This window comes from Alcaligenes parafaecalis, from assembly GCF_026344135.1.
GTDB classification, from domain to species: Bacteria; Pseudomonadota; Gammaproteobacteria; order Burkholderiales; family Burkholderiaceae_B; genus Alcaligenes; species Alcaligenes parafaecalis.
The window spans coordinates 597461-622929 of sequence record NZ_JAPKNA010000001.1; the positions used below are offsets into that span (position 1 = coordinate 597461).

24 protein-coding genes are annotated in these 25469 nt (G+C 54.1%); 21 read left to right on the forward strand and 3 right to left on the reverse strand.

Features of this window, described 5'->3' with window-relative positions:
- The first annotated feature begins 185 nt into the window (after positions 1 to 185).
- From thrS to OSH09_RS02855, 11 genes are all read left to right on the forward strand, one after another.
- Complete coding sequence (thrS, locus tag OSH09_RS02805; protein WP_207874535.1) at positions 186 to 2108, forward strand: threonine--tRNA ligase; 1923 nt, start codon at positions 186 to 188, stop codon at positions 2106 to 2108.
- A 46-nt stretch (positions 2109 to 2154) separates the two neighbouring features.
- Positions 2155 to 2679 carry a translation initiation factor IF-3 gene (infC, locus tag OSH09_RS02810; RefSeq protein ID WP_207875722.1) on the forward strand — a complete coding sequence of 175 codons (525 nt, stop codon included), beginning with the start codon at positions 2155 to 2157 and terminating at the stop codon, positions 2677 to 2679.
- A gap of 128 nt (positions 2680 to 2807) precedes the next feature.
- A complete protein-coding gene (gene gshB, locus OSH09_RS02815; RefSeq protein ID WP_266120080.1) occupies positions 2808 to 3770 on the forward strand; it encodes a glutathione synthase in 963 nt (320 codons plus the stop codon).
- Positions 3767 to 4174, forward strand: a complete 408-nt coding sequence (locus OSH09_RS02820) for a PTS sugar transporter subunit IIA (protein ID WP_266120081.1) — start codon at positions 3767 to 3769, stop codon at positions 4172 to 4174. The genes gshB and OSH09_RS02820 overlap by 4 nt, the downstream gene beginning before the upstream one ends.
- A 35-nt stretch (positions 4175 to 4209) precedes the next feature.
- Complete coding sequence (locus OSH09_RS02825; protein ID WP_003800381.1) at positions 4210 to 4479, forward strand: HPr family phosphocarrier protein; 270 nt, start codon at positions 4210 to 4212, stop codon at positions 4477 to 4479.
- 60 nt (positions 4480 to 4539) lie between these two features.
- Positions 4540 to 6252 carry a phosphoenolpyruvate--protein phosphotransferase gene (gene ptsP / locus OSH09_RS02830; protein WP_207875723.1) on the forward strand — a complete coding sequence of 571 codons (1713 nt, stop codon included), beginning with the start codon at positions 4540 to 4542 and terminating at the stop codon, positions 6250 to 6252.
- 319 nt (positions 6253 to 6571) lie between these two features.
- Positions 6572 to 7057, forward strand: a complete 486-nt coding sequence (locus tag OSH09_RS02835; RefSeq protein WP_266120082.1) for a hypothetical protein — start codon at positions 6572 to 6574, stop codon at positions 7055 to 7057.
- 106 nt (positions 7058 to 7163) lie between these two features.
- Positions 7164 to 7451, forward strand: a complete 288-nt coding sequence (locus OSH09_RS02840; protein WP_266120083.1) for an accessory factor UbiK family protein — start codon at positions 7164 to 7166, stop codon at positions 7449 to 7451.
- 87 nt (positions 7452 to 7538) lie between these two features.
- Complete coding sequence (locus tag OSH09_RS02845; protein ID WP_266120533.1) at positions 7539 to 8693, forward strand: MFS transporter; 1155 nt, start codon at positions 7539 to 7541, stop codon at positions 8691 to 8693.
- Between the two features lie 95 nt (positions 8694 to 8788).
- Entirely contained in the window at positions 8789 to 9466 is a 678-nt protein-coding gene (locus tag OSH09_RS02850) for a pentapeptide repeat-containing protein (protein ID WP_266120084.1), read from the forward strand.
- A 107-nt stretch (positions 9467 to 9573) separates the two neighbouring features.
- Positions 9574 to 11094, forward strand: a complete 1521-nt coding sequence (locus OSH09_RS02855; protein ID WP_266120085.1) for a YifB family Mg chelatase-like AAA ATPase — start codon at positions 9574 to 9576, stop codon at positions 11092 to 11094.
- A 110-nt stretch (positions 11095 to 11204) separates the two neighbouring features.
- Here OSH09_RS02855 and OSH09_RS02860 read toward each other — a convergent pair whose 3' ends face one another.
- Both OSH09_RS02860 and OSH09_RS02865 read right to left on the reverse strand, forming a co-directional pair.
- Positions 11205 to 11984 (reverse strand): hypothetical protein, encoded by a 780-nt coding sequence (locus tag OSH09_RS02860; RefSeq protein WP_266120086.1) that lies wholly within the window; start codon positions 11982 to 11984, stop codon positions 11205 to 11207.
- Positions 11985 to 12058: 74 nt separating this feature from the next.
- The gene (locus OSH09_RS02865) at positions 12059 to 12826 is read right to left on the reverse strand and encodes a hypothetical protein (protein ID WP_266120087.1); all 768 of its coding nucleotides are present in this window, start codon (positions 12824 to 12826) and stop codon (positions 12059 to 12061) included.
- A gap of 827 nt (positions 12827 to 13653) precedes the next feature.
- Here OSH09_RS02865 and rpmI point away from each other — a divergent pair.
- From rpmI to OSH09_RS02900, 7 genes are all read left to right on the forward strand, one after another.
- Positions 13654 to 13851: a 50S ribosomal protein L35 gene (rpmI, locus tag OSH09_RS02870; RefSeq protein ID WP_003800367.1), complete on the forward strand. Its 198-nt coding sequence runs from the start codon at positions 13654 to 13656 to the stop codon at positions 13849 to 13851.
- A 15-nt stretch (positions 13852 to 13866) separates the two neighbouring features.
- The gene (gene rplT, locus OSH09_RS02875; RefSeq protein ID WP_009454390.1) at positions 13867 to 14226 is read left to right on the forward strand and encodes a 50S ribosomal protein L20; all 360 of its coding nucleotides are present in this window, start codon (positions 13867 to 13869) and stop codon (positions 14224 to 14226) included.
- 70 nt (positions 14227 to 14296) lie between these two features.
- Positions 14297 to 15319 (forward strand): phenylalanine--tRNA ligase subunit alpha, encoded by a 1023-nt coding sequence (gene pheS / locus OSH09_RS02880; protein ID WP_207874558.1) that lies wholly within the window; start codon positions 14297 to 14299, stop codon positions 15317 to 15319.
- 77 nt (positions 15320 to 15396) lie between these two features.
- Positions 15397 to 17802, forward strand: coding sequence for a phenylalanine--tRNA ligase subunit beta (gene pheT / locus OSH09_RS02885; RefSeq protein WP_207874561.1), 2406 nt, complete (start codon positions 15397 to 15399; stop codon positions 17800 to 17802).
- A 9-nt stretch (positions 17803 to 17811) separates the two neighbouring features.
- The gene (locus tag OSH09_RS02890) at positions 17812 to 18135 is read left to right on the forward strand and encodes an integration host factor subunit alpha (RefSeq protein ID WP_207874564.1); all 324 of its coding nucleotides are present in this window, start codon (positions 17812 to 17814) and stop codon (positions 18133 to 18135) included.
- A 77-nt stretch (positions 18136 to 18212) separates the two neighbouring features.
- The gene (locus tag OSH09_RS02895; RefSeq protein WP_108727425.1) at positions 18213 to 18617 is read left to right on the forward strand and encodes a MerR family transcriptional regulator; all 405 of its coding nucleotides are present in this window, start codon (positions 18213 to 18215) and stop codon (positions 18615 to 18617) included.
- Between the two features lie 67 nt (positions 18618 to 18684).
- A complete protein-coding gene (locus tag OSH09_RS02900) occupies positions 18685 to 19497 on the forward strand; it encodes a ferritin-like domain-containing protein (RefSeq protein ID WP_207874567.1) in 813 nt (270 codons plus the stop codon).
- On the opposite strand, the gene OSH09_RS02905 is transcribed toward OSH09_RS02900, so the two are convergent.
- The gene (locus tag OSH09_RS02905; RefSeq protein WP_266120088.1) at positions 19472 to 21169 is read right to left on the reverse strand and encodes an anti-sigma factor domain-containing protein; all 1698 of its coding nucleotides are present in this window, start codon (positions 21167 to 21169) and stop codon (positions 19472 to 19474) included. The genes OSH09_RS02900 and OSH09_RS02905 overlap by 26 nt on opposite strands.
- A 518-nt stretch (positions 21170 to 21687) precedes the next feature.
- Here OSH09_RS02905 and OSH09_RS02910 point away from each other — a divergent pair.
- Genes OSH09_RS02910 through sufB form a run of 3 tightly spaced genes read left to right on the forward strand, consistent with a single transcriptional unit; the run spans position 21688 to position 25469 of the window.
- Complete coding sequence (locus OSH09_RS02910) at positions 21688 to 23469, forward strand: ABCB family ABC transporter ATP-binding protein/permease (RefSeq protein ID WP_266120534.1); 1782 nt, start codon at positions 21688 to 21690, stop codon at positions 23467 to 23469.
- A 60-nt stretch (positions 23470 to 23529) separates the two neighbouring features.
- Positions 23530 to 24024 carry an SUF system Fe-S cluster assembly regulator gene (locus OSH09_RS02915; protein WP_207874574.1) on the forward strand — a complete coding sequence of 165 codons (495 nt, stop codon included), beginning with the start codon at positions 23530 to 23532 and terminating at the stop codon, positions 24022 to 24024.
- Positions 24021 to 25469 (forward strand): Fe-S cluster assembly protein SufB, encoded by a 1449-nt coding sequence (gene sufB / locus OSH09_RS02920; protein ID WP_003800345.1) that lies wholly within the window; start codon positions 24021 to 24023, stop codon positions 25467 to 25469. Before OSH09_RS02915 ends, sufB begins: the two co-directional genes overlap by 4 nt.

The window sequence follows — 25469 nt, forward strand, 5'->3', positions numbered from 1 at the left end:
CAGGTGAAGGTGATAAACTTATCCAATCAAATGTGTTATTTGGGAAGCAGAATCTTATGAACTCAACGCGAACTACCCGTCGGCAAATCTAGCCGTGGCCGCGTAGCGTTTCGTTTGCTTTCCAAGAACGTTCAATTCAAAAGCGCGGCCTTTTCAAGGCCGCGTTTTTTATTTCAGGAAGTGTTATGGTCCGAATCACACTGCCCGATGGCTCCCAGCGAGAGTTTCAGGGCCCGGTTTCCGTCAGCGAAGTGGCGAACTCGATTGGTACTGGCCTGGGCCGTGCCGCCCTGGCTGGCCGCGTCGGCACGCCAGGCACTGAGTCGCGTCTGGTGGATACCTCGTATGTGATCGACCAGGATAGCAATTTGGCCATTATCACCGCCAAAGATGCGGATGGTTTGGACCTGATCCGCCACTCGACCGCTCACTTGCTGGCTTATGCCGTGAAAAGCCTGTTTCCCGATGCTCAGGTCACGATTGGCCCGGTGATCGATAACGGCTTTTATTATGACTTCTCCTACAAGCGTGCTTTCACGCCTGAAGATCTGGAAGCCATCGAAAAGAAAATGGCTGAACTGGCCAAGAAAGACGAAATCGTGACTCGCGAAGAGTGGATGCGTGACGATGCCGTGGCCTTCTTCAAGAGCATTGGCGAGGACTACAAGGCAGAAATCATTGCCTCTATTCCGTCCAACGAGCCGATCAGCCTTTACCGTGAAGGTGACTTCATCGACTTGTGTCGTGGCCCTCACGTGCCATCCACTGGCAAGTTGAAGGTGTTCAAGCTGATGAAAGTGGCTGGTGCTTACTGGCGTGGCGATAGCAATAACGAAATGCTGCAACGCATTTACGGCACTGCCTGGGCGACCAAGGAAGATCAGCAAGCCTACCTGACCATGCTGGAAGAGGCCGAGCGTCGCGACCACCGCAAACTGGGTCGTGAACTGGATCTGTTCCACTTCCAGGAAGAAGCTCCCGGTCTGATTTTCTGGCACCCCAAAGGCTGGGTGATCTGGCAGCAGGTCGAGCAATACATTCGCCGTGTCTATCAGGACAATGGCTATCAGGAAGTGAAAGCGCCACAAATTCTGGATTTGTCGCTGTGGAAGAAAACCGGCCACTGGGATAACTACGCTGAAAACATGTTCACGACTGAGTCGGAGAACCGTGTTTACGGCTTGAAGCCCATGAACTGTCCCGGCCACGTGCAAATCTTTAATTCCGGTCTGCATTCCTACCGTGAATTGCCGATTCGTTACGGTGAGTTTGGTCAGTGCCACCGCAACGAGCCTTCGGGTGCGCTGCACGGCATGATGCGAGTGCGCGGCTTTACACAAGACGACGGCCACATTTTCTGTACCGAAGACCAGTTGCAAGACGAATGCGCTGCTTTCACTGCGCAGTTGCAAGCGGTGTATGCAGATTTCGGGTTTACCGAGATTCTGTATAAGGTTGCCACTCGTCCTGAAAAACGGATTGGTGACGACGCCGTTTGGGACAAGGCTGAACAAGCCCTGATCGAAAGCTTGCGCCGTACCGGTTGCGAGTTCGAGATCTCTGAAGGCGAGGGCGCGTTCTACGGTCCGAAGATTGAATACACGCTGAAAGACGCGATTGGCCGTCATTGGCAATGTGGCACTATTCAGGTGGACTTTTCCATGCCCGCCCGTTTGGGTGCCGAGTATGTGGATGCCCAGGATCAGCGTCGCGTGCCAGTGATGTTGCACCGTGCTATTTTGGGTTCCTTCGAGCGTTTCATTGGCATGCTGATTGAAAACCACGCCGGTGCCTTGCCCGCCTGGTTGGCTCCAGAGCATGTGGTGGTATGCTGCATTTCCGAAAGTTCGGCCGATTATGCCCAATCCGTGGCGCAAAATCTGAAGAAAATGGGATTCCGTGCCTCCTCTGATTTGCGTGGTGAAAAAATCACTCGTAAAATCCGTGAGCACAGTATGCAAAAAGTGCCCTATATTCTGGTCGTGGGTGAAAAAGAGCGTGAAAACGGCGCAGTTGCCGTGCGTGCACGTGGTGGCGTGGACTTGGGCGTCATGCCGTTAGCCGATTTTTCTGCACGATTGAAGCAAGAGATCGATAGCCGTCAGTAAAACAGGAACGCTATCGTTTTTATCGACATTTTTAGGAGTTTTCGACATCGCAACCGAGAAAAAACATCGCATCAATGGTGAAATTCGTATTCCAGAGGTGCGACTCATTGGAGTCGAGGGTGAGCAGCTAGGTATCGTCAAGGTGCCTGACGCCTTGGCAATGGCAGAACAACATGATGTGGATCTGGTGGAAATCGCCCCTGCGGCCGTGCCACCGGTGTGCCGCTTGATGGACTACGGCAAATTCCGCTATCAGGAACAGAAGCGCCAACAAGAAGCCAAGGCCAAGCAGAAAATCATTCAGATCAAGGAAGTCAAATTCCGTCCCGGTACGGACGAAGGCGACTACCAGGTCAAGCTGCGTAACGTGAAGCGTTTTATCGATGATGGTGACAAGGTCAAAGTGACTTTGCGTTTCCGTGGTCGTGAAATGGCTCACCAGGAATTGGGGATGCGTGTACTGGAACGGGTTCGCGACGAAGTCAGCGAAATCTGTCAGGTTGAAGCCATGCCCAAGCTGGAAGGCCGTCAAATGGTCATGGTCTTGGCGCCTCGCAAGAAAGCGTCCTGATACTCTTGCACGATACTGCCTGGATCCGCCCAGGAGCATTATGCGTCGCTCGATTCGCTCCCAAGTAGCGAGTCGGGCACAATCGCCTTTGCAGCCCGTCTGCAAAGGCGTTTTTCTCTAGGTGTGATATGCACGTTTTATTCATCATTGATCCCTTGCCCAGCCTGTCGGCTTACAAGGATTCCTCCGTTGCCATGATGCGTGCATTTTTGGCGCGTGGTCATCGCGTCAGCGTGACCCTGCAATCTGACTTGTACATTTCCCAAAGCCGGGTTCGTACGCGCAGTCAGGCGGTCAGTATTGCTGCTGATGCCGATTTGCGTGCGCCTTCGTGGTGGACACATCCCGAGCCTGCTGTCGAGCAGGAATTGAATGTCTTTGACGCAGTCATCATGCGCAAAGATCCGCCTTTCGATATGGAATATTCCTATTCCACGCACTTGCTCAGCTTCGCGCAGGAGCAGGGGGCTAAGGTATTCAATTCGGGTGCAGCCATTCGCAATCACCCCGAAAAACTCGCTATTACCGAATTTCCGGAATTTACGCCTCCCACCTTGGTGACGCGTGATATGGCCCGCTTGCGCGCCTTTCACCAGGAATACAAGGATGTCATCGTCAAGCCGCTGGACGGCATGGGCGGCATGGGTATTTTCCGGTTGCAAGATCCCGAGCCCAATCTGGGCGCCATCCTGGAAACGCTGACCGACAACGGCACGCAAACCATCATGGCACAGCGCTACATCCCGGAAATCGTCAAGGGTGATAAACGCATCCTGATTATTGACGGCGAGCCTGTGCCGTATGCCTTGGCCCGTATCCCCCTGGCGGGCGAGACGCGTGGCAATCTGGCCGCGGGTGGTCGTGGTGTTGCGCAACCTTTGTCTGAGCACGACTGGCACATCGCCCGTACCCTGGGCCCGGTTCTGGCCGAGCGCGGCTTGTTGCTGATCGGTCTGGATGTGATTGGTGAGTACGTCACGGAAATCAACGTGACCAGCCCTACCTGTTTCGTCGAAATTGCCGAACAGACAGGCTTTGATGTTGCGCAGCGTTTTGCCGAGGCCGTCGAAAAAGCGACGGGACGCGCGTGATTCGCCTTGCCTTGATCATGCACGAGCCCCTGGCCAGTGCGTTTGCCAGTTGTGCCGAGCACGTCCTGGGTGAAAAACCCGATCTGTTTGTCTTCGACATTCAGGCCGACGAGTGCACGGACACGGCGGTAGACCGCTTGCTGGGGCACTTGCAAACGCAAGAGCCGGACTCACCCGCCACACTGATATTGTGCGACCTGTACGGTGCCACCCCATTCAATGTGGCCCGTCGAGTTCAGCAAGCCTTGCAAGATCAAGGGCAGGGTGCGTATTTATTGACCGGCACCAATATGTGCATGGTGTTGAAAGCCTTGACCGAGCGACGTGACAACCCCGAGCAGTTTGCTCAGGATGTCATGGCAGGCGCGTTGCGTGGCATTGTCCATGCCGACTGCCATTGCTAATTTGAATTTTCACTTTCATTTTTCCAGTTGCCCTTATGCCTAGCGTATCCATCACGATCAGTAATAAATTAGGTCTTCATGCACGGGCAGCAGCCAAGCTTACCCAGTTGGCCGGCCGTTATAGCAGTGAGATTTTTATCGCGCGCGGCTCGCAGCGTGTGAATGCAAAAAGTATTATGGGTGTCATGATGCTGGCCGCCGGAATGGGGGTCACCGTGGTTGTTGACGCCCAGGGCGACGATGCCGATCAGGCCCTGAATGATATCCAGGCGTTGTTTGACGCCAAGTTTGGCGAAAACGAATAAGGAAGAAATCTGGTCATGAATAGTGCTGCAGCTCGAACTCCGGCGTCTGATTTGTCCGCGATGTTTACCGCTCAAGGTCAAGCCGTCGGGAAGGGGTATGCCATTGCCAAAGCCGTGGTGATGAGCGCAGCAGCACTGGAAGTTCCTCATTACCGGATTGCGGCGGAAGACGTGGACTCTGAAAGCCAGCGCTTGTTAAGTGCCATGGCCAGTACACGCGACGAACTTCGCGCCATGGTGGATCAGTTGCCCGTTGATGCACCGCGCGAACTCGCGCCTATTTTGACGGTGCATAGCCTGCTTCTGGACGACCCCATGTTGACGCAGCAAACCTGCGCCATTATTGCGGAACGCCATTACAACGCGGAATGGGCATTGACCTCACAAGGTCAGATGCTGGTCGAGCAGTTTTCCCAAATGGAAGACGAATACCTGCGCGAACGTGGTGCCGATGTGCGCCAGGTCATCGAGCGCGTATTGCGTGTTCTGGCAGGCAAACCCGCGTTGTTGCCCGGTTTTTCGGCTGCTCAGGAAGAGCCGCTGATTGTGGTGGCACGCGATATTTCCCCGGCAGATATGCTGCGCTTGCGCGGTGGTCATTTCGCCGGTTTTTTGACAGACCTGGGTGGGCCTACTTCCCACACGGCTATTGTGGCTCGCAGCTTGAGTGTTCCTGCCGTCGTCGGCTTGGGCAGTTTCCGCAGCCTGATCCGCGATGGCGATTATCTGATCGTTGATGGCTTCTCGGGTGCGGTTATCGTCAATCCGTCGGAACGGGTGCTGGCTGAATACAGAGAACGCCAGGAGGCCTACCGCCGCGAACGTGCCGAATTGGAAGAGCTGCTGGATGCACCTGCTGTGACTCTGGACGGCATCAATGTACGTCTGGAAGCGAATATCGAGCTTCCCGAAGAAGCCGAGCTGGCCTTGAAGGCAGGTGCTGATGGCATCGGTCTGTTCCGCAGCGAATTTCTGTTTATGGGCCGTAGTGATCTGCCTTCCGAGCAGGAGCAGTACGAAGCCTATTCTCGTGTGGTCAAGGCCATGCAAGGCAAGGTAGTCACCATCCGTACATTGGACATCGGTGCTGACAAGACGCTGGATGGGGACGCCACAGTAGCCACCAATCCCGCCTTGGGTTTGCGTGCGATTCGCTACTGTCTGGATAAGCCGGAAATGTTTGCCACACAGTTGCGCGCCTTGCTGCGTGCCAGCCAGCACGGACAAATTCGCATCCTGATTCCCATGATTTCCTCCATGAACGAGGTGCATGCCAGCCGTCAGGCGATTGAGTCCGCTGCTCGGGAGCTGGAGAAGTCTGGTACTCCGTTTGCACGGAACTACTTATTGGGCGCCATGGTGGAAGTGCCCGCCATTGCTATCGCTATTGAGCCTTTTGTGCAGGAGCTGGACTTCCTGTCCATAGGCACGAATGACTTGATTCAATATGTCCTGGCCGTAGACCGGGGCGATGCGGAAGTGGCTAGTCTGTACGACCCCATGCATCCTGCCGTGTTGCGCTTGATCGCCCATACGATCAATGCCGCCGACCGTGCAGGTAAACCCGTTGCGATCTGTGGCGAGATGGCGGGGGACGCGTCAGTGACCCGTATGCTGCTCGGATTGGGCCTGAAAGAGTTTTCCATGCATCCGCAGCAATTGCTGGATGTGAAAAAGGAAGTGCGCCTGTCGCATTCCAATGCCTTGCGCGTGAAGGTTGCCAGTGCCTTGAACCGTGCCGAGCGCATCGATCTGGCAACTTTAGCCGCCTAAGTTGTTGAAACTAGGCCAATTTAATTTGGCAAATATGTAACAAACCCCGGCTGTAGCCCTATGAGGGATTCTGTTTGTAACAGAGCCCCGAAAGCGGGCTACCCGCTAGGTGCTTGTTGTTAAAGGGTTTGTCACAAACCTTGGGCTATATCGTCAGAATAATTGAAATCAGGATTTACACTAATAGATTGGTCTGTGTGCCCAGCATCGATAGAATGGCTTCTAGGGGAGTTGTAACAGACCCAAGGCCGAGCTGGAAGTCGCACCAGGCATCGGCCCATTCTATCTAGCGACCTTGGAATAGTAGGAAGGAAATCTTATGAAACTGACTCGTGCTCATTTTGCTGTCATGGCCGCTGCTGCTTCGATGACTCTTTTGGCTGCGTGTTCCAAAGAGGACGATAAAGCCGCTACGAGCGCGCCACCTGCTCCTGTCGCTACACCACAATCGACAGCACCTGCCACTCCACCTGCACCAGAAGCTAACAAGTCCCTGGAGCAAAAAACGGAAGAACTGAAGCAGGACGCCGCTAAAGTTGCTGACGACGTCAAAAAAGAAGCAGAGGAACAGAAAGAAAACGCCAAGGAAAATACCAACACCTTGAAGGAAGATGCCAAGGCTGCTGGCGATAAAGTCGCTGAAAAAGCAGGTGAAGCGAAAGATGCAGTGGCTAACGCCGCTAGCCGTACGGGCGACGCTATTAAAGAAGGTGCTGCCAAGGCTGACAGCGCAATCCAAAACAAGCTGGGTAATGGTGTAGATTCTTCGCCTTCTTCGGTTCCTTCGGAACAAGCCAAACCTTAAGGTTTGAATAATTCGGCTGATTGTCTGGCCAGATGAAAAAAGCGGGTGCCTTTGGCACCCGCTTTTTCTATACTGCTGGTAGTGTCAATATTTTCAGGAGAGGACCATGATTAATCGTAGCGAGTGGCTGGAAGATCTGCAAAAAAACGTCTCGGAGCTGATCGCCAAAAGTCCGGCTGCCGATATTGAGCGCAATGTAAAAGCCTTTATGGGTCAGGCCTTCAATCGTATGGACCTGGTAACCCGTGAAGAGTTCGATACCTACAAGCTGATGCTGGAACGCGCACTGGCTCGTGTAGCCGCTCTGGAAACACGCCTGCAAGCCTTGGAGGGGCGTCAAACGCCAGTGCCTCAAGACAGCGATACTGCTGGCAAAGAGGGCGGCCAAGGCTGATCACATCATTTGAATACGGTCACCAGGCCTGGGGGCAAACAATCGGCCAGCCCCTTTTTCATTGCTGTTTTTCTTGTCCTGACCGGGGTGTGCGCCGCACTGCATGTGTGGAAAGTACCCCCGGCTTTGCCTTTTATGCAGCGGGAACTGGGCATGGACCTGGTGCAGTCCGGCTTTTTGCTGGCCAGCGTACAGATGGCAGGAATGCTGCTGGGGCTATGCATAGGCTTGATCTCCGAGAAAATCGGCCTGCGTCGCTGCATCCTGATCGGGCTGGGTATTTTGAGCCTGTCCTCGGTGATTGGCTCCCAGTTTGAGCACAGTAGCCTGGTCTTGTTGGGCCGGATGATAGAAGGCTGTGGCTTTCTGATGGTGGTGTTGCCTATTCCAGCCCTGATCAAGCGCATTACGGATGCGGCGCGTTTGAGCCGTGTAATGGGTTTATGGGGCTGTTATATGCCCGCTGGCGCTGTGTTGATGTTGTGGGCGGGAGCTGCCTGGCTAGCGATAGGCTCATGGCGCACCTTGTGGGTCGTGTTGGGCATACTGACGGCCATCGTCATAGTCTTGACCTTTATTTTGGTGCCGCCGGACTCTCAGACTCAAACCAAAAGCGCGGCACAGAATACCTCCTCCCATCGTTGGTCCAGCTTGCTGCGCACGACCTTGAGTTCCGGCCGGGTCTGGCTGCTGGCCCTGGCGTTTGGTGTGTATGCCGCGCAATGGGCGGCGGTCGTAGGCTTTATGCCTACTATCTACAATCAGGCGGAGATTGCGGTCGGTACAGCCGGTTTGCTGACTGCCTTGATTGCTGCAGGTAATGTGGTGGGTAATCTAGGGGCAGGGCGCTTTTTACATGCGGGTATCCCGCCACATCGCCTGCTGCAAGCGGGTTACCTGGGCATGATTGCGTGCGCAGTCGTGGCTTTTGGCCTGACACAAAGTCTGGTCGTTCAGTTTGTCGCGATCTTGCTGTTCTCGATTGTGGGCGGCTTGATCCCCGCAACCTTGTTCTTTTTGGCTGTAACGGCAGCGCCTTCACCCGAAACCACTTCAACCTCGGTGGGTTGGGTGCAGCAATGTTCTTCATTGGGCCAGTTTGTAGGCCCACCCGTTGTGGCTTCGGTAGTACATGCTTTGGGCGGATGGCAATGGGCCTGGATCGCCACCGTTAGTTTTGCCATATTGGGTTTGATTATTGCGTGGCGCCTGTCACGGCTGGGTTTACCCAACGGCCGTTAAGCATTGGTCAAAGCACTTCCAAATAGCACGACGTAGCCAATGAAAGGGCCAGCTCAATAATGCTGGCTCTATTTTCTTGAAGGAAAAGCAGCAGCATGCTTGTCAGTAATGTCTTGGTCAGTGGAGAGGAGTTGGTCGATCTTCTGGCCGCTTCCCATGAGTCTTTACGCTTTGAAAACTGTAGCTTCGACGGCGAGGATCTGTCGGGTCTGGAGTTGGAAGGCTTGCAGTTTGCAGGTTGCAGTTTTCTGGATACCCGCTTTACACGGGCACATCTGCAAGACACAGTCTGGGAGCGTTGCAAGCTGGGCCAAGCAGATTTTAGTCTGGCCGATCTCAGTTCGGCCCGTTTCAGAGTGTGTGACTTGCACTTGAGTAAGTGGGTGCGCACGCAGATTGCCTCTGTGCAGATTGAGGACTCCAAGTTAAGCGGCGCAGTTTTTAATGAAACGCGTGGTTTGGATCTGAGTTTGCGCGAATGCAAGCTGGTAGGGACGACCTTGCGCGCTATTAATTTCCGTAAGCAGAGCTTGGTGCAACTGGACTTCTCCGATGCGGATTTAGGCGGTTGTAATTTCCAGGATGCTGTCTTTGAAGGCGGCAGCTTGCGCGGTGCCAGCCTGCGAGGGGTGAACTTCAAAGGTGCGGACTTGCGTAGTGTGGAACTGGGCAGCATCACCTTGTACGACTTGAATAATTCTTTCCAAGGTGCGTGCCTGTCTGTGGAGCAGGCAGTCCAATTGGTCAGCTCTATGGGAGTGCAGGTTCAGTAAGCCCTGTGGGCCGTACAAGTACGCAGTGATGTTTTAAGGCAGGCATCTGGAGCTTCTTTTTCCTGACAGGCAGACTGAATGTTTGCCTTGGAAAGGGAGAAGGGCATATGTCCTTGGCCGTGTTGAACAGTTGTGCCTTATCGGGCCTGGATTTTATCGACGTGCGTGTCGAGGCACATGTCGCTCCGGGACTACCTGCCTTTCATATTGTTGGTTTGCCCGATGCAGGCATACGCGAAAGCCGAGAGCGTGTACGTTCAGCCTTGCAAGCTAGCGGCTTTGACTTTCCTGCAGCCCGACTGACAATCAATCTGGCTCCAGCCGATTTACCCAAAGATTCGGGGCGTTTCGATTTACCCGTGGCTTTAGCAATTTTGCTGGCCAGCGGCCAACTTAGTCGCCCGGACGACAAACAACGTGAACAAGCCATTACAGGTCTGGATCGCTATGTAATGGCTGGGGAGCTATCTTTGACAGGGGCTGTGGTTCCAGTTCAAAGTGCCTTGACGATAGCTTTGGGCATGGCGCGTCGACATCCGGATCTCTGTTTGCTTCTGCCAGCGCAGAGTGCTGAAATCGCTGCCCATGTACCGGGTGTGCAGGTACGTGGTGTAGCCAGCTTGGCTGAAGCAGCCGCTTATCTGCGTGGTGATATCGAGCTGGCGCAGGCCGTAGCCAAGCCCTGGCCCGAACAGAATGTAGAGCAACCCCTTTGTTTATCCGACGTATTGGGGCAGTCTCTGGCTTGCCGAGCCTTGGAGGTGGCCGCCGCGGGTGGCCATAGCCTTTTGTTGAATGGTTCGCCAGGTGTGGGAAAAACCATGCTGGCCCAGCGCTTGCCCGGCTTGTTGCCGGATCTGGATCGTTCTGCCCAACTGGAAGTGGCTGCTTTGTACTCTTTTGTGCAAGAGCAGGATTTTTTCAGTAGTCGGCCACCGTTTCGGGCACCCCATCACAGTGTTTCCACTCCAGCCTTGATTGGTGGTGGCAGCCGGCCCAGGCCCGGAGAAGTGTCCCTGGCTCATCACGGTGTTCTGTTTCTGGATGAGCTACCTGAATTTAGTCGGCGCTCTCTGGAGGCCTTGCGTGAGCCTTTGGAACAAGGCTGTGTACGTATTTCTCGTGCGCAGAAGCAAGCGGTCTTTCCTGCGCAATTTCAGTTTGTAGCGGCCATGAATCCGTGCCCTTGTGGGTGGGCAGCGAGTCGACATCGGGCTTGTCGTTGTTCTTTGGCTCAGCGAGAGCTTTATAGACAGCGTTTGTCAGGGCCTATGCTGGACAGAATTGACCTGCTGGTGACCATGAGCGAGTCTGATCCGGAACGTGATCAGGCTGCGCTGTCATCTAGTCAAGTGCGGGAGCGGGTACAGGAGGCCATGAATAGGCAGTCTGCTCGCCAGGCAATAAGCAATGCACATTTGTCTGTTGCCAGCTTGAGAGAGCATTGTGTCTTGTCTGAAGATGCTGTGCAGCTATTGCTTAGCGCGCGCAAACGCTGGCATTGGTCAGAGCGGGTGCAGGGCAGAGTACTGCGTGTGGCGAGAACGATTGCGGATCTGGCCGGAGTCGATCAGATTGCCAGGGCTCATATTGCGGAAGCATTGCAATTTCGGCCTGAATTGCCGTGAGTCTAGGCAGGAAAAAGGTAAATGTCAGTGGACTTGGCAGGGCCGGGTAGGCTGCGATCTGAAGGCAGACAGGCGCCATGACTTTCATGGCTAGCCTGTGTATCGCTTGCTTAGATTTTCAGGCTGCGTATGAAACTGCGCGCTTCTGCATGAGAGGGAGGGGCGGGGGTTTCGGTGTCATCGGCTACTAGCAGGATGCTGGTGTCGATGTTTTCACCCAGCTTTTCGATAACCTGCTGTCTGATCTTTGCGTAGTTGGACTCGGAGATCTGAGCCTTTAAATAATACACATTGATGTTGCCAATCAGGTCTTTGACGGTGAATTTCTGTGTGAACAGATCATTGCTAACCGCTTGACTGGTTTGGAAGAAAACATTGCACAGTGCGATTTCCGATCCGGTATGGGCAATGCTGATTTGCAAGTTGACGCTATAAGTCGCTTTTTGAGGCGGCTTTATTGCCTTGGAGGCCGCAGAGAGCTGAGCATGTGATTTCAGGTTATAGAGGATAAAGGCGGGGTCATCTTCGAGAAGTTGATTAAACAGATCGATACTTGCTGTGGCGCTATCGATTTGTTCCTGGCTTAGTTGTTTGAAGAAACTCTGCGCCAGTATTTGCGGCACGGTGATGATTGAGGTACCGGCTGAAATTTTCAGGGTACTGGTTCCTTGCTCGCTCAGGCTCCAGAACAGATTGCCTACCGTATTTTTGTAAAAACTCAGCCAGCCAGTGGGGTCAACAAAGCGGGAACCCAATTTTTTATCGGCGCCCATCTGAGCCAAAAGATTGGAATGAATAAGGTCTTCATAGCTTACCGCACTGGTGTCTGTTGCGATGGCAGAGATCAAATTGCCCGACACCACATAGGTCTGCTCAGTAGAAAAAGCCATCTTGATTCTCCTTTGTCGAATCGAGTGTCAGCAAGAGCAACGCCCGGCTTTACAGGCCGGGCCTCGTTCAGTGCTTAAATATCCAAATCCAGTACAAAGTTCACGGCGTTCTCGCCCAGCTTGTCGACGACTGCCTGACGCACCTTTGAGTAAACCGATTCATTGAGCACAATCAAGTTGGCGGCGCGGTAGAGCCAAGCGGTGGATTTGCTCCATTTCCAGAACAGGAAGCTGCCGGATTGAATGTCGGTCCGTGCATTGATGGCGGTCAGCACCATGCTGACGGTGCCGTGCTGATCCTGGCCAGCGGGCAAAATCTGGAATTTGCCGCGGTCTTCTTTGGTGCTGCTGTGGTCAAACAGCTTCATGGGTTTTTGATTGGCGGGCTTGTTCAAGGCGCCAAAGGTTTCCTGGGCAATTTTGTACAGCGGATTATTGACGTTGTTGACGACTGTCAATATCACCTCCAGTACAACCTGGTCCATGGTGACATCCGTGTTTTTGGGTTGGAAGCGCTCAAAGAAGCTGCTGCTACTCCCCCAGCCCAAGTTGGTCAGCCCATCGGAGTAAAACTTGAACCATTTTTCCCGATCATTTTCGTTGGGGTATTTTTTGTCAGCGGCCAGTTGCATCAACAAGGTGCTGTTTTGCACATCGGCGCGGGATTGTTCGGTCAATCCGCTGACAAAGCAAGGGATGCTCGCTTTGGCAACGACGGCGCCATCTTCGTCGGCATCGCTGGTGGCTCGTGCGGCTACACGGTTGCCGCCGGCAGGAGCGTCTGGAATGTCCAGGGCGTTAATCCATGCCAATACTTGTTTGTGATCAGTAATCGTGCTCATGGTAATACTCCAAAAATAAGAGTGGAAGGGTTTTTACTGCACCAAAAAGTCTTTCGTTATTTTGTTTTTTATAAAATCGATTTTTTAAAAGACTCTATCTTTCAATTCAATTTTATTTTTTTGAATTTTTATTAGTTAAGTTGATTGCAAAAATTCTGTCAAAGATGTTTACGAAATATATGAATAGACTGCAAGTTGCGCCAGTTATGAGTTGGCTTGCAGTATGTGCGCTTACTTGAATTGCTTTGCTTGCCTATGGTGTGTCGGCTATTTTTATTTTCTGCCTAATTATTTATTATTTAGTTGTTATTTTTGTTTTTTATTGTTATTTGGCGGTATTTTGTTTTTAGTTTATTAATTTTCTGTATGCTATTTATATTTAAAGTTGGCTTTTTAGGTGGGATAGATGTCGCGAAAATAGTTGTCATTCTAGTAATGCATGAAATAAGCAAGGGCATAGGCGTTGTTATGCCTGGAGTGATCCAGGGGCTGGATTCGCTAGTCGTAGGGAGGGGGTTGTGAAGTTGAGCAGAGGAAAACAGAGTCTCTCGCGAAGATCGACTGGATCGTATGTCCTGGGGCGCATTCGATAGTGGGCACCGTTTCTGGTTTTCCTTGATGGCTTGCCAACAACGCTTTATCTATAAAAAATCCCCGTGATATCTGGACAATCCTCCAAGAATCACCCTATAATCAAGAGCTTTTCCCCTGTTTGGACTTGTTCTGGCAGCGGGCAAAGAAAAAAATAAGTGCCTGTTTTGGGTCATACAAGTGTCAGCCAGCTTCCTGGGCGACCACCCGCAGACACAAATTAGTCGAGTAATTTCATGCCTAAAATGAAAACCAAAAAAAGCGCCTCCAAGCGCTTTGTGGTTCGTGGTAGCGGTTCCATCAAGCGGGGCCAAGCGTTCAAGCGTCACATTCTGACCAAGAAGACGACCAAGAACAAACGTCAGTTGCGCGGTGCCGTCGAGGTTCATAAAGCCGACGTCGCTTCCGTAAAAGCAATGATGCCTTTCGCTTAATCAGGGGAATCACACATGTCACGAGTAAAACGCGGTGTTAACGCACGCGCACGCCACAAGAAAGTAATTGCCCAGGCCAAAGGTTTTCGCGGTCGTCGCGGTAATGTATTCCGTATAGCCAAACAGGCTGTCATGAAGGCAGGTCAGTACGCCTACCGTGACCGCCGTAACAAGAAACGCGTATTCCGCTCGCTGTGGATTACCCGTATCAACGCAGCTTGCCGCGAACTGGACATGAGCTACAGCCAGTTTATCGCCGGCCTGAACAAAGCCTCCATCGCTTTGGACCGTAAGGTTCTGGCTGACTTGGCTGTTAAAGACAAAGCAGGTTTTGCTGCTGTTGTTGCACAGGCTAAGAACGCTCTGGCTGCTTAAGCGGTATCTGACTGTATAGTTCACAAACGGGGCCTTTGGGGCTCCGTTTGTTTTTGGAAAGTAACACGCCATGACTTCCTCCCACGACGATCTGATTGCCCAGGCTCGGGCCTTATTTGAGCAGTCTCAGGACGCCGCCTCGCTGGAAAACGCTAAAGCTCGATTTTTGGGCAAACAAGGTGCCATCACTGCCTTGATGAAAGGCCTTGCCCAGATGGAGCCGGAGCAGAAAAAAGCAGCAGGTGCCAGCATCAACGTGCTCAAGCGCGAAATTGAAGATTTGCTGAACGATCGTCGTGCTGCCCTGGCGGCAGAACAATTGAACCAGCGACTGGCTCAAGAACAAATTGATGTGACCTTGCCCGGCCGTGGTCGTGGTATTGGCGGTATTCACCCCGTCATCCAGACTTGGCAGCGCGTCGAGGCCATTTTCCGCTCTATCGGTTTTGAAGTGGCTGACGGCCCCGAAATCGAAAACGACTGGACCAACTTCACGGCGTTGAACAGCCCTGAAAACCATCCCGCCCGCTCCATGCACGACACGTTCTACGTGGACATGCAGGACGAGACTGGCGAACCCTATTTGCTGCGCACGCACACCAGCCCCATGCAGGTGCGTTACGCCCGCATGAATCAGGCGCCCATCAAAGTGATTGCCCCCGGCCGCACCTATCGTGTTGATAGTGATGCCACCCACTCGCCCATGTTCCACCAGGTGGAAGGGCTGTGGATTGCCGAGAACATCTCCTTTGCTGATCTTAAAGGCGTCTACACCAATTTCCTGCGTGCCTTCTTTGAAAGCGACGATCTGGTCGTACGCTTTCGACCTTCTTTCTTCCCCTTTACCGAGCCATCCGCCGAAATTGACATGATGTTCTCCTCCGGTCCCAACAAGGGCCGTTGGCTGGAAATCTCCGGTTCCGGGCAGGTTCACCCGCAAGTGGTGCGCAATTTCGGTTTGGACCCAGAGCGTTACATCGGTTTCGCCTTTGGTTCCGGACTGGAGCGCCTGACTATGTTGCGCTATGGTGTTAACGATTTGCGCCAGTTCTTTGAAGGCGATCTGCGCTTTCTGAAGCAGTTCAATCGTTGATTCCTACTTCGCGCCGCTGGGCCTCTTAGGCCCGGTCGGTTCCGGTATACGCCGTTTTACGTCTCCATCTTTGCATCATGTTATTTTCCGAATCGTGGCTGCGCCGCTTTGTGAATCCCAAACTGGGAACTGAAGAACTGGGTCATCAACTGACGATGGCTGGCCTGGAGGTTGAAGAAATTCAAGCCGCCGCGCCAGCGTTCGAGAATGTTGTCGTTGGCTTTATTGCCGAGATTGCCCCTCATCCCGACGCTGACCGCCTGCGCGTATGCCAGGTCGATGACGGCTCGGGCAAGCTGCTGCAGATTGTGTGCGGTGCGCCCAATGCGGCTCAAGGCATCAAGATCCCGGTTGCACGTGTTGGTGCAGAACTGCCCGGTGGCATGAAAATTGGCCCGGTCAAAATGCGCGGCGTGGAATCCGCCGGCATGCTGTGCTCGGGCCGTGAATTGGGCCTGTCCCAGGATCACGACGGTTTGCTGGTACTGGATGCAGATGCACCAGTGGGCCAGAGCCTGCGTGAACTGCTGGATCTGGATGACCAGATTATCGAATTGAAGTTGACGCCTAACCGTGCGGACTGCTTGTCCGTGCTGGGCGTGGCGCGTGAAGTGGCCGCCTTGACTGGCGAACCACTGACACTGCCAGACTTCACTCCTGCTCCTGTCACGATTGAAGATCGCGTTTCCGTCTCCGTGAAAGACGCTGATCTGTGCGGCCGTTTTGCCGGTCGTGTAATTCGTGGCGTCAATGCGCGTGCGAAAACTCCGGACTGGATGAAAACCCGTCTGGAACGTAGCGGTCAGCGTTCGATCTCCGCTTTGGTGGACATCTCCAATTACGTCATGCTGGAACTGGGCCGTCCTACGCACGTGTTCGATTTGCAGCACGTACAAGCCGGTCTGGAAGTGCGTTGGGCACGTAAAGGCGAGCAACTGGAGCTGCTGAGCGGTTTGAACGTCGAGCTGGATACCGATGTTGGCGTGATCGCGGTTAACGATGTACCGCAAAGCATGGCCGGTATCATGGGCGGCGAACAAAGTGCTGTCACGCTGGACACGACGGATGTGTATCTGGAGGGCGCTTTCTGGTGGCCAGAAGCCATCATGGGCCGTGCTCGTCGCTACAAGTTTTCTTCCGACGCCAGCCACCGCTTTGAGCGTGGCGTGGACTTCGACTCCATTACCCCGCATCTGGAACGCACTACAGCGCTGATCCTGGAAATCTGCGGTGGTCAGGCTGGTCCTATGGACGATCAGGTTGTTGCCTTGCCCGAGCGCAAGCCAGTGGCCATGCGTCTGGATCGCTGCCGCCGTGTTCTGGGTATTCCGCTGGATCAAAAGCAGGTTGAGAGCATTTTCACCTTGCTGGGCTTGAGCTTCTCAGTCGCTGACGGTGTCTTTACGGTCAATCCTCCCAGCTTCCGTTTCGATTTGACGATCGAAGAAGACCTGATCGAGGAAGTCGCCCGTATTTACGGTTTTGAAAATATTCCTGATCTGCCTCCGGTCGCTGCCGCGCAAATGCGTGTGCCCGTTGAGTCCTTACGTGGCCCGCACGCCTTGCGCGCTGTGCTGGCTGCCCAGGACTACCAGGAAGTGATCAACTTCTCCTTTGTGCAGGAGTCCTGGGAAAAAGACATTAACGGACAGGCTGATCCTATCCGTTTGCTGAATCCCATTGCCAGCCAATTGGCGGTGATGCGTACCAGTCTGATTCCTGGTCTGCTGGCCAATATTGAACGCAACGCCAACCGCCGTCAGTCGCGCGTACGTGTGTTCGAGTTCGGTCGCGTTTTCATGCGCGATGCTTCTCAAGAAAATGGTCCTTTGACTGTGGCCGGTATCCACCAGCCCAACCGCATTGCGGCTGCTGCCTGGGGCCCGGTCGTAACCGAGCAGTGGGGTCAGCCAGATCGTCCAGTTGACTTCTTTGACGTTAAACGTGATCTGGAAACCTTGCTAGGCCAGCGGGCTGCTCAAGTTCGTTTCGAGCCTGAAGCTCACCCCGCCTTGCACCCAGGCCGTAGCGCCAGCGTGAAGCTGGATGGTAAAACCATAGGCTGGATTGGTGAAATCCATCCCCAGTGGCTGGCCGAATTCGGCTTGAATCAAGCGCCTGTGGTCTTTGAAGTGGATGTAGATGCCATTTCGCATGACGAGGTCGTGCATGCTCAAGAAGTATCCAAGCAGCCTGTGGTGCAACGAGATCTAGCAGTTTGGCTGGATAAAGACGTATCCTATCAAGCTGTGCTCGATACCTTGAACAAGGTGCGTAGCAGCGCAGAACAGGCAGCCATCGTTAAAGACATTCAATTGTTTGACGTTTGGCGCGACAAGAACGATGCATCGGAAAAGAGTCTGGCGATTCGCTTCTGGTTGCAAGACAGCGCCACCACGCTGGACGATGAGCGTGTCGAACAATGCCTGGAGGTATTGTTGGCAGCACTGGTGTCCGCGCATGGTGCACGGGCAAGGGCATAAGGAGACACAATGAACGTAGAGCGTACTTTGACCAAGGCGGATTTGGCCGAACTCTTGTTTGAACGTGTTGGCTTGAATAAACGCGAAGCCAAAGATATTGTGGATACCTTCTTTGCGGAGATCCGCGATTCCCTGGCTGAGGGTGTCGAGGTCAAGTTGTCCGGTTTCGGGAATTTCCAGGTTCGGGATAAACCTCCGCGCCCGGGTCGTAACCCCAAAACGGGTGAAGTCATTCCTATTTCGGCTCGACGGGTTGTGACCTTTCATGCCAGTCAAAAGCTGAAAAGCGTAGTCGAAGGGGCGCCAGTGTCACCTGAGGATGAACAGGACTAAGTCCTGGTACGTTTGCGTACAGTTTTGCCTGACTGAACGTGTAAAATCACTCCTATTGTCGATGAGCATTAGTGGCCATGAGCACAAACGAAAAGACGGCGACCTTGCCTCCTATCCCAGCCAAACGTTATTTCACTATTGGTGAAGTCAGCGAGCTTTGTCTGGTCAAGCCCCATGTCCTGCGTTATTGGGAGCAGGAATTTACGCAGTTAAAGCCCGTCAAGCGACGTGGAAATCGACGTTATTACCAGCACCACGAAGTGCTGCTGATTCGTCGAATTCGCGGTTTGTTGTACGACGAAGGTTTTACCATCAGTGGTGCGCGTAACCGCTTGGGTGATGGCCCGGATATGCCTTTTGATCAGGAAGCCGCTGTGCGCCTGACCGGGCAGGAAATGCAGGCCTTGCGCACGAATCTGGGACAGATTCAGACCATGTTGGACCAGGCTTTGGCAATGACGGACCCGGGCTCTGCCCAGTAATCCTTGATTGTCCTGCGGGAATGAAGGTCGGCCTTGGAGCCGACCTTTTTTATGGAAGGGATGGGCGGTGAGTTTACGCAGTCAGGCTTTAGATGCTTTGCTGGTGCAGGAACCGGCTGCCAAGTTGGCAGCGGTTCGGGCCATTGGGCACGGTTTGCCCGTCGGGGCGGACGAACATTTGGAGGAACCGCCTGGCGTGCCTGGACGGCCCCTTGGTTTGCAGTTTGTGAACCCGCAGCATGTGCCTAAGCGTTCTGTGCGTACGATACCGGGGCGGGCTGCGCTTTTACATTCCTTGGCCCACATCGAATTTAATGCCATTAATTTGGCTTTGGATGTGTTGTGGCGCTATCCCGGTTTGCCGGATGCTTTTTATGCAGGCTGGTTGCAAGTGGCGGTTGAGGAAGCCTTGCATTTTGAGCTGCTCAACAATCATCTTCAAACCTTGGGCATCAGCTACGGCGATCTACCTGTCCACGATGGGCTCTGGGATATGGCGGAGCGTACCCGGTTTGATTTCTTGGCGCGTATGGCCCTGGTGCCTCGTACCCTGGAAGCGCGTGGTCTGGATGCTTGTCCTCTTGTGCATCGCAAGTTGTTGGAGGCCGGGGATGAGAAAGCCGCAGCCATTATTGCCATCATCTTGCGGGATGAGGTGGGCCATGTAGCTTTGGGGAATTACTGGTATCGCAAAGTGTGCCAGGAGCAGGGCTTGTCGGACTTCGATACCTATGGTGAATTGGCGCAGCGTTATCGTGCGCCGCGCTTGCGTGGGCCTTTTAATCGCAAAGCCCGCCTGGAGGCGGGCTTCACGGTAGAGGAAATTGACGAGCTGGAACGTCTGGATGCGGCGTTCAGGAACGAGTTGCGGACGCGTTAGCTTCGTTATTGGTGTTGGGCAGGGTGTCCAACTGCCCAAAGCTGACGATGCGGCCAATATACAGGACGGGGCCTTCGGGTGCGCCGCTATTGGAACCGCCTTCTGTCTCTAGCGTCATTTCAAAAATCTGCTCATCTTCCACTGTGCCAATCAAGCCAGCGGGCACGGTAATAGGGCGGTTGGGGTCAATCAGGCCCAAAGAACGAATTTGAGTTCCGCGCGGGGTGTGTGTCCACAACTGTACGGATTGGGTCGCTTTGACTTCGGTGCTGACCTTGGGCACCAGCAGTACATTGCCTTGTGGGTCAACCGTGGCAATCCAGGCGGGCGTGGAGGATTGGCCCGGTGCCTGCAAAATGGCGGCTTGACGGGGTTTCATCTCAATCACGTTGACCGGTGGCTCCGAGTTCAGATTCATGAGCAAGGCAATGACCAGGCCCAGAATAAGTACAGCGGCCAAACCACCCAGCAGCAGCGGTTTAGGAAGCGCAAAGCCACGAGACTCGCGTTCGCCGTCTACAACAGATTCAGGTTTGCGTTTCTCGGCTGCCAGGGCCTCAGGTTCGGCCTTAACCAGCTTTTTCTTGTCCGCAACTTTGGGTGCTGCGGGCGGTGCTACTTCAGGTTCCGTTGCCGTGCTTTTGTTGGCAGGGTCGGAGTCCGCACGTAACAAGGTAGGGAAGGGCGGAGTGTGCTCGTCAGCCTTGTCGTTGACGCTGGGGCTGCTGGCAGACCAACGGGGTTCGGTACGAGTGGCGGCAGCGGTGGGTGCGCTGTCTGCAGGAGCGCTGACCTTGATGCTGGGCTCTTGCCGTTCTGCTTTTGGTGCTGGGCTATGGGGGCTGGCCTTGCTGCTGACGCTGCTTTCTTTGCTGGCAGGTGCTTCGCCGCTGGCAGGACTTGTTGTGCTGCCAGCTTGGCGACGCGCTGCGGGAGGAGGCAAGCCCAGGGTGTGATGAATATGCGCCAGGCTGGTCGGGGCGGGCACAGTTGGGGTCAAGCAATCCACCAGCTCCAGCCAGGCTTGTTCCCAAGCCAGGGCCAAACGGGCGGCCTGATCATTTTGTTGCATCAAGGTATGGGCTTGGGCCAGTTCATGCTGGCTTAGGAGCCCCAGCGTGTATTCGCCAATCATGACCGCATGACGGGGATCGTTGGCATTCCCTTCATTGATCAAGGTACTAAGCTGCTGCAGGCCATGCTGAACCACCGCACGCAATTGAGCAGGCGAGCGGTTCAATTGAGGGCCTAACTGCTCATAGCTATTGCCGTGCAAATAGGCATGGATCATGGCTCGTTGGCTGGTGCCATCGAGCTTGCCCAAGGCTGGAATGAAGCGCTGTCCGCCTTGTGGCTTGATGGCGGGTAGTGCGTAGTTGTTGTCTCCACTTTGACTGCGTTGACGCAGGCGGGCCAGCAGCCTGAAACGCAGAATGCTGTAAATCCAGGCACGGCCTTCGCCTAAATCAGGGTCATAGCCGGCGGCATTCTTCCAGAGCAGGACGAAGCTGTCGCGCAATACCTCTTCGGCATCAATGCGGCGACCTAAAACGGCCTGGCCCAAAGCCAGCATTAACGGCGCTTCCTGGTCGTACAGCAAATCCAGCGCCTGGCTGTCTTGTGCGGCTAACTGATCCAGGGAAGAAGAATACGAAAAAGAAGAAGACGGCATGAATGAGTTTTGCACGGTAAAGGGAGTCAAGAAGCAGATGTCAGGTGCCAGGCGCAACGGGCAAGGTGTCTGCGCCTGTTTTAGACAAGCAGGTATTGTATGCTTTTCGCCTAAGGCTTGAAGGTAACAAAGTGCTGGATTGCCAGCATTTTCTTTGCAGTGGCAAGCCGTATATTTCCTGATTTGCAGCGCTTTTTCTGTGGTGGCCTGGATTGTCGCTCTCCGCACTGTGGTTTGTAGGCCATTAATCGGGCAAACAAACACGCAGACAGCAGGGTCTTGCCGAGGAAGCCAGACGCAAAAGGCTATACTTTCTTGTTGCTCGCGACCTGGCCTTTTCTTGTTGGCTTCTTGGTTAGCGGGCCTTATTTCTACATTCGCATCAAGGGCATAGCAGGGCCTTATCTGCTGGTGACATAGGCGGCCTGCCTATCTGCCCTTGATTTCAGCGTTGTGCTGCAACTTATTTTTTAAGCTGTCTGTGGTTCTGCGGCCTGGTGCTGTTCGACACGGACCTATTGCGCGTGCCTCCTCGTCCTGAAGTGCTTGATGGTGTCTCCGGTGGTTTGAGCACCCTGAAATCCTTATTCCCCTACGTTTGGCGATTCAAGACTCGTGTGGTCTTGGCCTTGTCCTGTTTGCTGCTGGCGAAAGTCGCAACCGTGATGATGCCGATCTACCTGAAGCAGGTCATCGATGCCTTGAGTTTGCCAGCCACAGCCTTGATGCTGCCGGTCGCCGCTTTACTGGGCTATGGCGCGGTACGTTTGGCCTCCAGCGCCTTGGGGGAAATACGGGACGCCTTGTTTGCCCGAGTCACGCAGGGTTCGGTGCGTCTGATTGCGAATAATGTTTTTCGCCACTTGCTGGATCTGTCCTTGCGCTTTCATACCGAGCGGCAAACGGGCGGCTTAAGCCGGGATATAGAGCGCGGCACCAAGGGTGTCAGCTTTTTGCTGAATTTTCTGGTCTTTAATATTCTGCCTACCTTGCTGGAAATCGCGCTGGTCTGTGGCATCTTGCTGTGGCGTTACGAGTGGGCGTTTGCAGCCGTCACCTTGGGGACGATTGCCGCCTACATTGTGTTTACCTTGTTAGTGACAGAGCGCCGCATGCGGTATCGACGTGCCATGAATGACCTGGATAGCCGGGCGAATTCTCGCGCCATTGATGCCTTGCTCAATTACGAGACGGTCAAGTACTTCGGCAACGAGGATTACGAAATTGATCGCTATGACCAGAATATGGGGCAATGGGTCCAGGCGGCTGTACGTAATCAGGTCTCGCTGAATCTGCTCAATATTGGGCAGGCCTCGATTATCAGTATCGGGGTGACGGCGCTGCTGTTCATGTCGGCGCAAGGGGTGCTGGCCGGAACCATGACAGTGGGTGACGTTGTCCTGGTCTCTGCGTTCCTGACCCAGCTTTATGCGCCGTTGAACTTTCTGGGCTTTGTGTATCGCGAAATCAAGAATTCTCTGGCTGATATGGAGCGTCTGTTCTCTTTGCTGCGCCGCAAGCAAGAGGTGACCGATTCGCCGAACGCTCAGGTCTTGTCCTGTGAGCAGGCGGGTGTGCGCTTCGAGAACGTCAGCTTTGCCTACGATAGCCGCCGCAAAGTCATTCAAAACCTGAGCTTCGAGATTCCGGCTGGTAAAACGGTGGCGGTGGTGGGTTCTTCCGGAGCTGGCAAATCGACTTTGTCGCGCCTGCTGTTTCGTTTTTACGACGTCAGCGAAGGTCGTATCCTGTTGAATGACCGCGAGCTGCGTGATTGGACACAAGAGAGCCTGCGCCGTCATATTGGTATCGTGCCGCAGGACACTGTCCTGTTTAATGACACGATTTTGCACAATATCGCTTACGGTCGCCCCGATGCCAGCAAAGAACAAATTGTGGCGGCGGCGCGTGCGGCCAGCATTCACGACTTTATCCTGAGTCTGCCGGATGGCTACGAGACGGTAGTGGGGGAGCGAGGTTTGAAGCTGTCTGGCGGTGAAAAGCAGCGCGTGGCTATTGCCCGCACACTTTTGAAGAACCCGCCTGTGTTGATTCTGGACGAGGCCACCAGTGCCTTGGACACCCGTACCGAACGCGCAATCCAGTCCGAGCTGAACGAGATCGCTCGAGACCGCACCACCTTGATCATTGCCCACCGTTTATCCACGATTACAGACGCGGATTTGATTCTGGTTCTGGAGCGTGGGCAGATTGTGGAGCAGGGCACGCATGCCGAGCTTTTGGCACGGGATGGCGCCTATGCCCGTATGTGGAATATCCAGCAAAGTCTGCAGGGATAATTTGACCATATAGTACCAAAGCGGTACTATATGGCTCTACGACCTGTTCAGAGAGAAGGAATGCTGCGAATCAGTAAAATCATTGATTACGGCACTTTGGTGCTGACACACATGGCTGGCGATCCAGACCGTGTGTTCAGTGCGTCTGACTTGGCCGCCATCCTGGGCTTGGGCCAACCAACTGTCAGCAAGGTGCTTAAACTGCTGGGCCAGCACGAGCTGGTGATCAGCAGCCGAGGCGCGCGCGGAGGGTATGTGTTGGGCCGCCCCGCCAAACAGATAAGTGTAGCGCAGATTATTGATGCACTGGAAGAGCAGCCTTTTGGCTTGACCGAGTGTGTTGCCACTCCCGGGGCCTGTTCCGTGGAGTCGGATTGCCATATACGTAGTAACTGGCAGCGAATCAACGATATTGTCCGGCGCACTTTGGAAGAAGTCAGTGTTGCAGACATGATACGCGTGCCCGTTACCGAATTTCCCCTGACACACAAGCCGGGTCCCGAATTGAAAAACAGAAACAAGGCGAGCACCTCCAACGTGGAGTTAACCGAATGAGTACCGTCAACGAACATCTGGACACCTTCCTCGATCGTGATTACGAGGCAGGCTTTGTCACCGACATCGAGTCTGAAACCATTCCGAAAGGTCTGAACGAAGACGTCATCCGTTTCCTGTCCGCGAAAAAACGCGAACCGGAGTTCATGCTGGAATGGCGCCTGGCGGCTTACCGCCAGTGGCTGACCATGAAGTATCCCAAGTGGTCGATTGTGGAATATCCACCCATCGACTTCCAGGACATCAGCTATTACTCCGCACCCAAGAGCAAGGCCGACGGCCCCAAGAGCCTGGACGAGGTAGATCCCGAATTGCTGCGCACCTACGAAAAATTGGGTGTGCCTTTGCACGAACGCGCTCGTCTGGCCGGTGTGGCCGTTGACGCCGTGTTTGACTCGGTCTCGGTTGCCACCACCTTCCGCAAAGAACTGGAAGAAGTGGGCGTGATCTTCTGTTCCTTTTCCGAAGCCGTGCGTGAATACCCGGAACTGGTCAAAAAGTACCTGGGTACGGTTGTCCCTCCTAGCGACAACTTCTACGCCGCACTGAACTCGGCCGTGTTCTCCGATGGTTCTTTTGTGTACATCCCCAAAGGCGTACGCTGCCCGATGGAGTTGTCCACCTACTTCCGTATCAATGCCCGCGACACCGGCCAGTTCGAGCGCACCTTGATCATTGCGGAAGAGGGCGCTTCGGTCAGTTACCTGGAAGGCTGTACGGCGCCGATGCGCGATGAAAACCAATTGCACGCAGCGGTCGTGGAACTGGTCGCGTTGGATGACGCCAAGATCAAGTACTCTACCGTGCAAAACTGGTATCCCGGTGATAAGGACGGCGTAGGCGGCATCTACAACTTCGTCACCAAGCGTGGCGAATGCCGTGGCGCACGTTCGCACATCTCCTGGACGCAGGTTGAAACCGGCTCGGCCATCACCTGGAAATACCCCAGCGTGGTGCTGCGCGGCGATGATTCTCAAGGCGAGTTCTACTCGGTCGCCCTGAGCAATCACCGTCAGCAAGCCGATACCGGCACCAAAATGATTCATATGGGTCGCAATACCCGCAGCACGATTATCTCCAAGGGGATTTCGGCGGGCCAAGGTATCAATACCTATCGCGGCCTGGTTCGTATTACCCCCAAGGCAGAGAACGCCCGCAATTACACCCAGTGTGATTCGCTGCTGATTGGCAAGCGCTGTGCTGCACACACCTTCCCAACCATGGAAGTGCAGAATCCCAGCGCCAGTGTGGAACACGAAGCAACGGCTTCGCGCATTGGTGAGGACCAGCTCTTTTATGCCATGCAGCGCGGCCTGACTGCCGAAGATGCCGTCTCCATGATCGTGAACGGCTTTTGTAAAGAAGTAATTAAAGAATTGCCCATGGAGTTTGCGGTCGAAGCACAGAATTTGCTCGGCGTCAGCTTGGAAGGCAGTGTAGGTTAA

Bases quoted from the DNA above. Each gene is read 5' to 3' on its own strand.
- thrS (WP_207874535.1), top strand. From the start codon at position 186: ATGGTCCGAATCACACTGCCCGATGGCTCCCAGCGAGAGTTTCAGGGC.
- gshB (WP_266120080.1), top strand. From the start codon at position 2,808: ATGCACGTTTTATTCATCATTGATCCCTTGCCCAGCCTGTCGGCTTAC.
- OSH09_RS02825 (WP_003800381.1), top strand. From the start codon at position 4,210: ATGCCTAGCGTATCCATCACGATCAGTAATAAATTAGGTCTTCATGCA.
- ptsP (WP_207875723.1), top strand. From the start codon at position 4,540: ATGTTTACCGCTCAAGGTCAAGCCGTCGGGAAGGGGTATGCCATTGCC.
- OSH09_RS02835 (WP_266120082.1), top strand. From the start codon at position 6,572: ATGAAACTGACTCGTGCTCATTTTGCTGTCATGGCCGCTGCTGCTTCG.
- OSH09_RS02840 (WP_266120083.1), top strand. From the start codon at position 7,164: ATGATTAATCGTAGCGAGTGGCTGGAAGATCTGCAAAAAAACGTCTCG.
- OSH09_RS02850 (WP_266120084.1), top strand. From the start codon at position 8,789: ATGCTTGTCAGTAATGTCTTGGTCAGTGGAGAGGAGTTGGTCGATCTT.
- OSH09_RS02855 (WP_266120085.1), top strand. From the start codon at position 9,574: ATGTCCTTGGCCGTGTTGAACAGTTGTGCCTTATCGGGCCTGGATTTT.
- OSH09_RS02860 (WP_266120086.1), bottom strand. From the start codon at position 11,984: ATGGCTTTTTCTACTGAGCAGACCTATGTGGTGTCGGGCAATTTGATC.
- OSH09_RS02865 (WP_266120087.1), bottom strand. From the start codon at position 12,826: ATGAGCACGATTACTGATCACAAACAAGTATTGGCATGGATTAACGCC.
- rpmI (WP_003800367.1), top strand. From the start codon at position 13,654: ATGCCTAAAATGAAAACCAAAAAAAGCGCCTCCAAGCGCTTTGTGGTT.
- rplT (WP_009454390.1), top strand. From the start codon at position 13,867: ATGTCACGAGTAAAACGCGGTGTTAACGCACGCGCACGCCACAAGAAA.
- pheS (WP_207874558.1), top strand. From the start codon at position 14,297: ATGACTTCCTCCCACGACGATCTGATTGCCCAGGCTCGGGCCTTATTT.
- pheT (WP_207874561.1), top strand. From the start codon at position 15,397: ATGTTATTTTCCGAATCGTGGCTGCGCCGCTTTGTGAATCCCAAACTG.
- OSH09_RS02890 (WP_207874564.1), top strand. From the start codon at position 17,812: ATGAACGTAGAGCGTACTTTGACCAAGGCGGATTTGGCCGAACTCTTG.
- OSH09_RS02895 (WP_108727425.1), top strand. From the start codon at position 18,213: ATGAGCACAAACGAAAAGACGGCGACCTTGCCTCCTATCCCAGCCAAA.
- OSH09_RS02905 (WP_266120088.1), bottom strand. From the start codon at position 21,169: ATGCCGTCTTCTTCTTTTTCGTATTCTTCTTCCCTGGATCAGTTAGCC.
- OSH09_RS02915 (WP_207874574.1), top strand. From the start codon at position 23,530: ATGCTGCGAATCAGTAAAATCATTGATTACGGCACTTTGGTGCTGACA.
- sufB (WP_003800345.1), top strand. From the start codon at position 24,021: ATGAGTACCGTCAACGAACATCTGGACACCTTCCTCGATCGTGATTAC.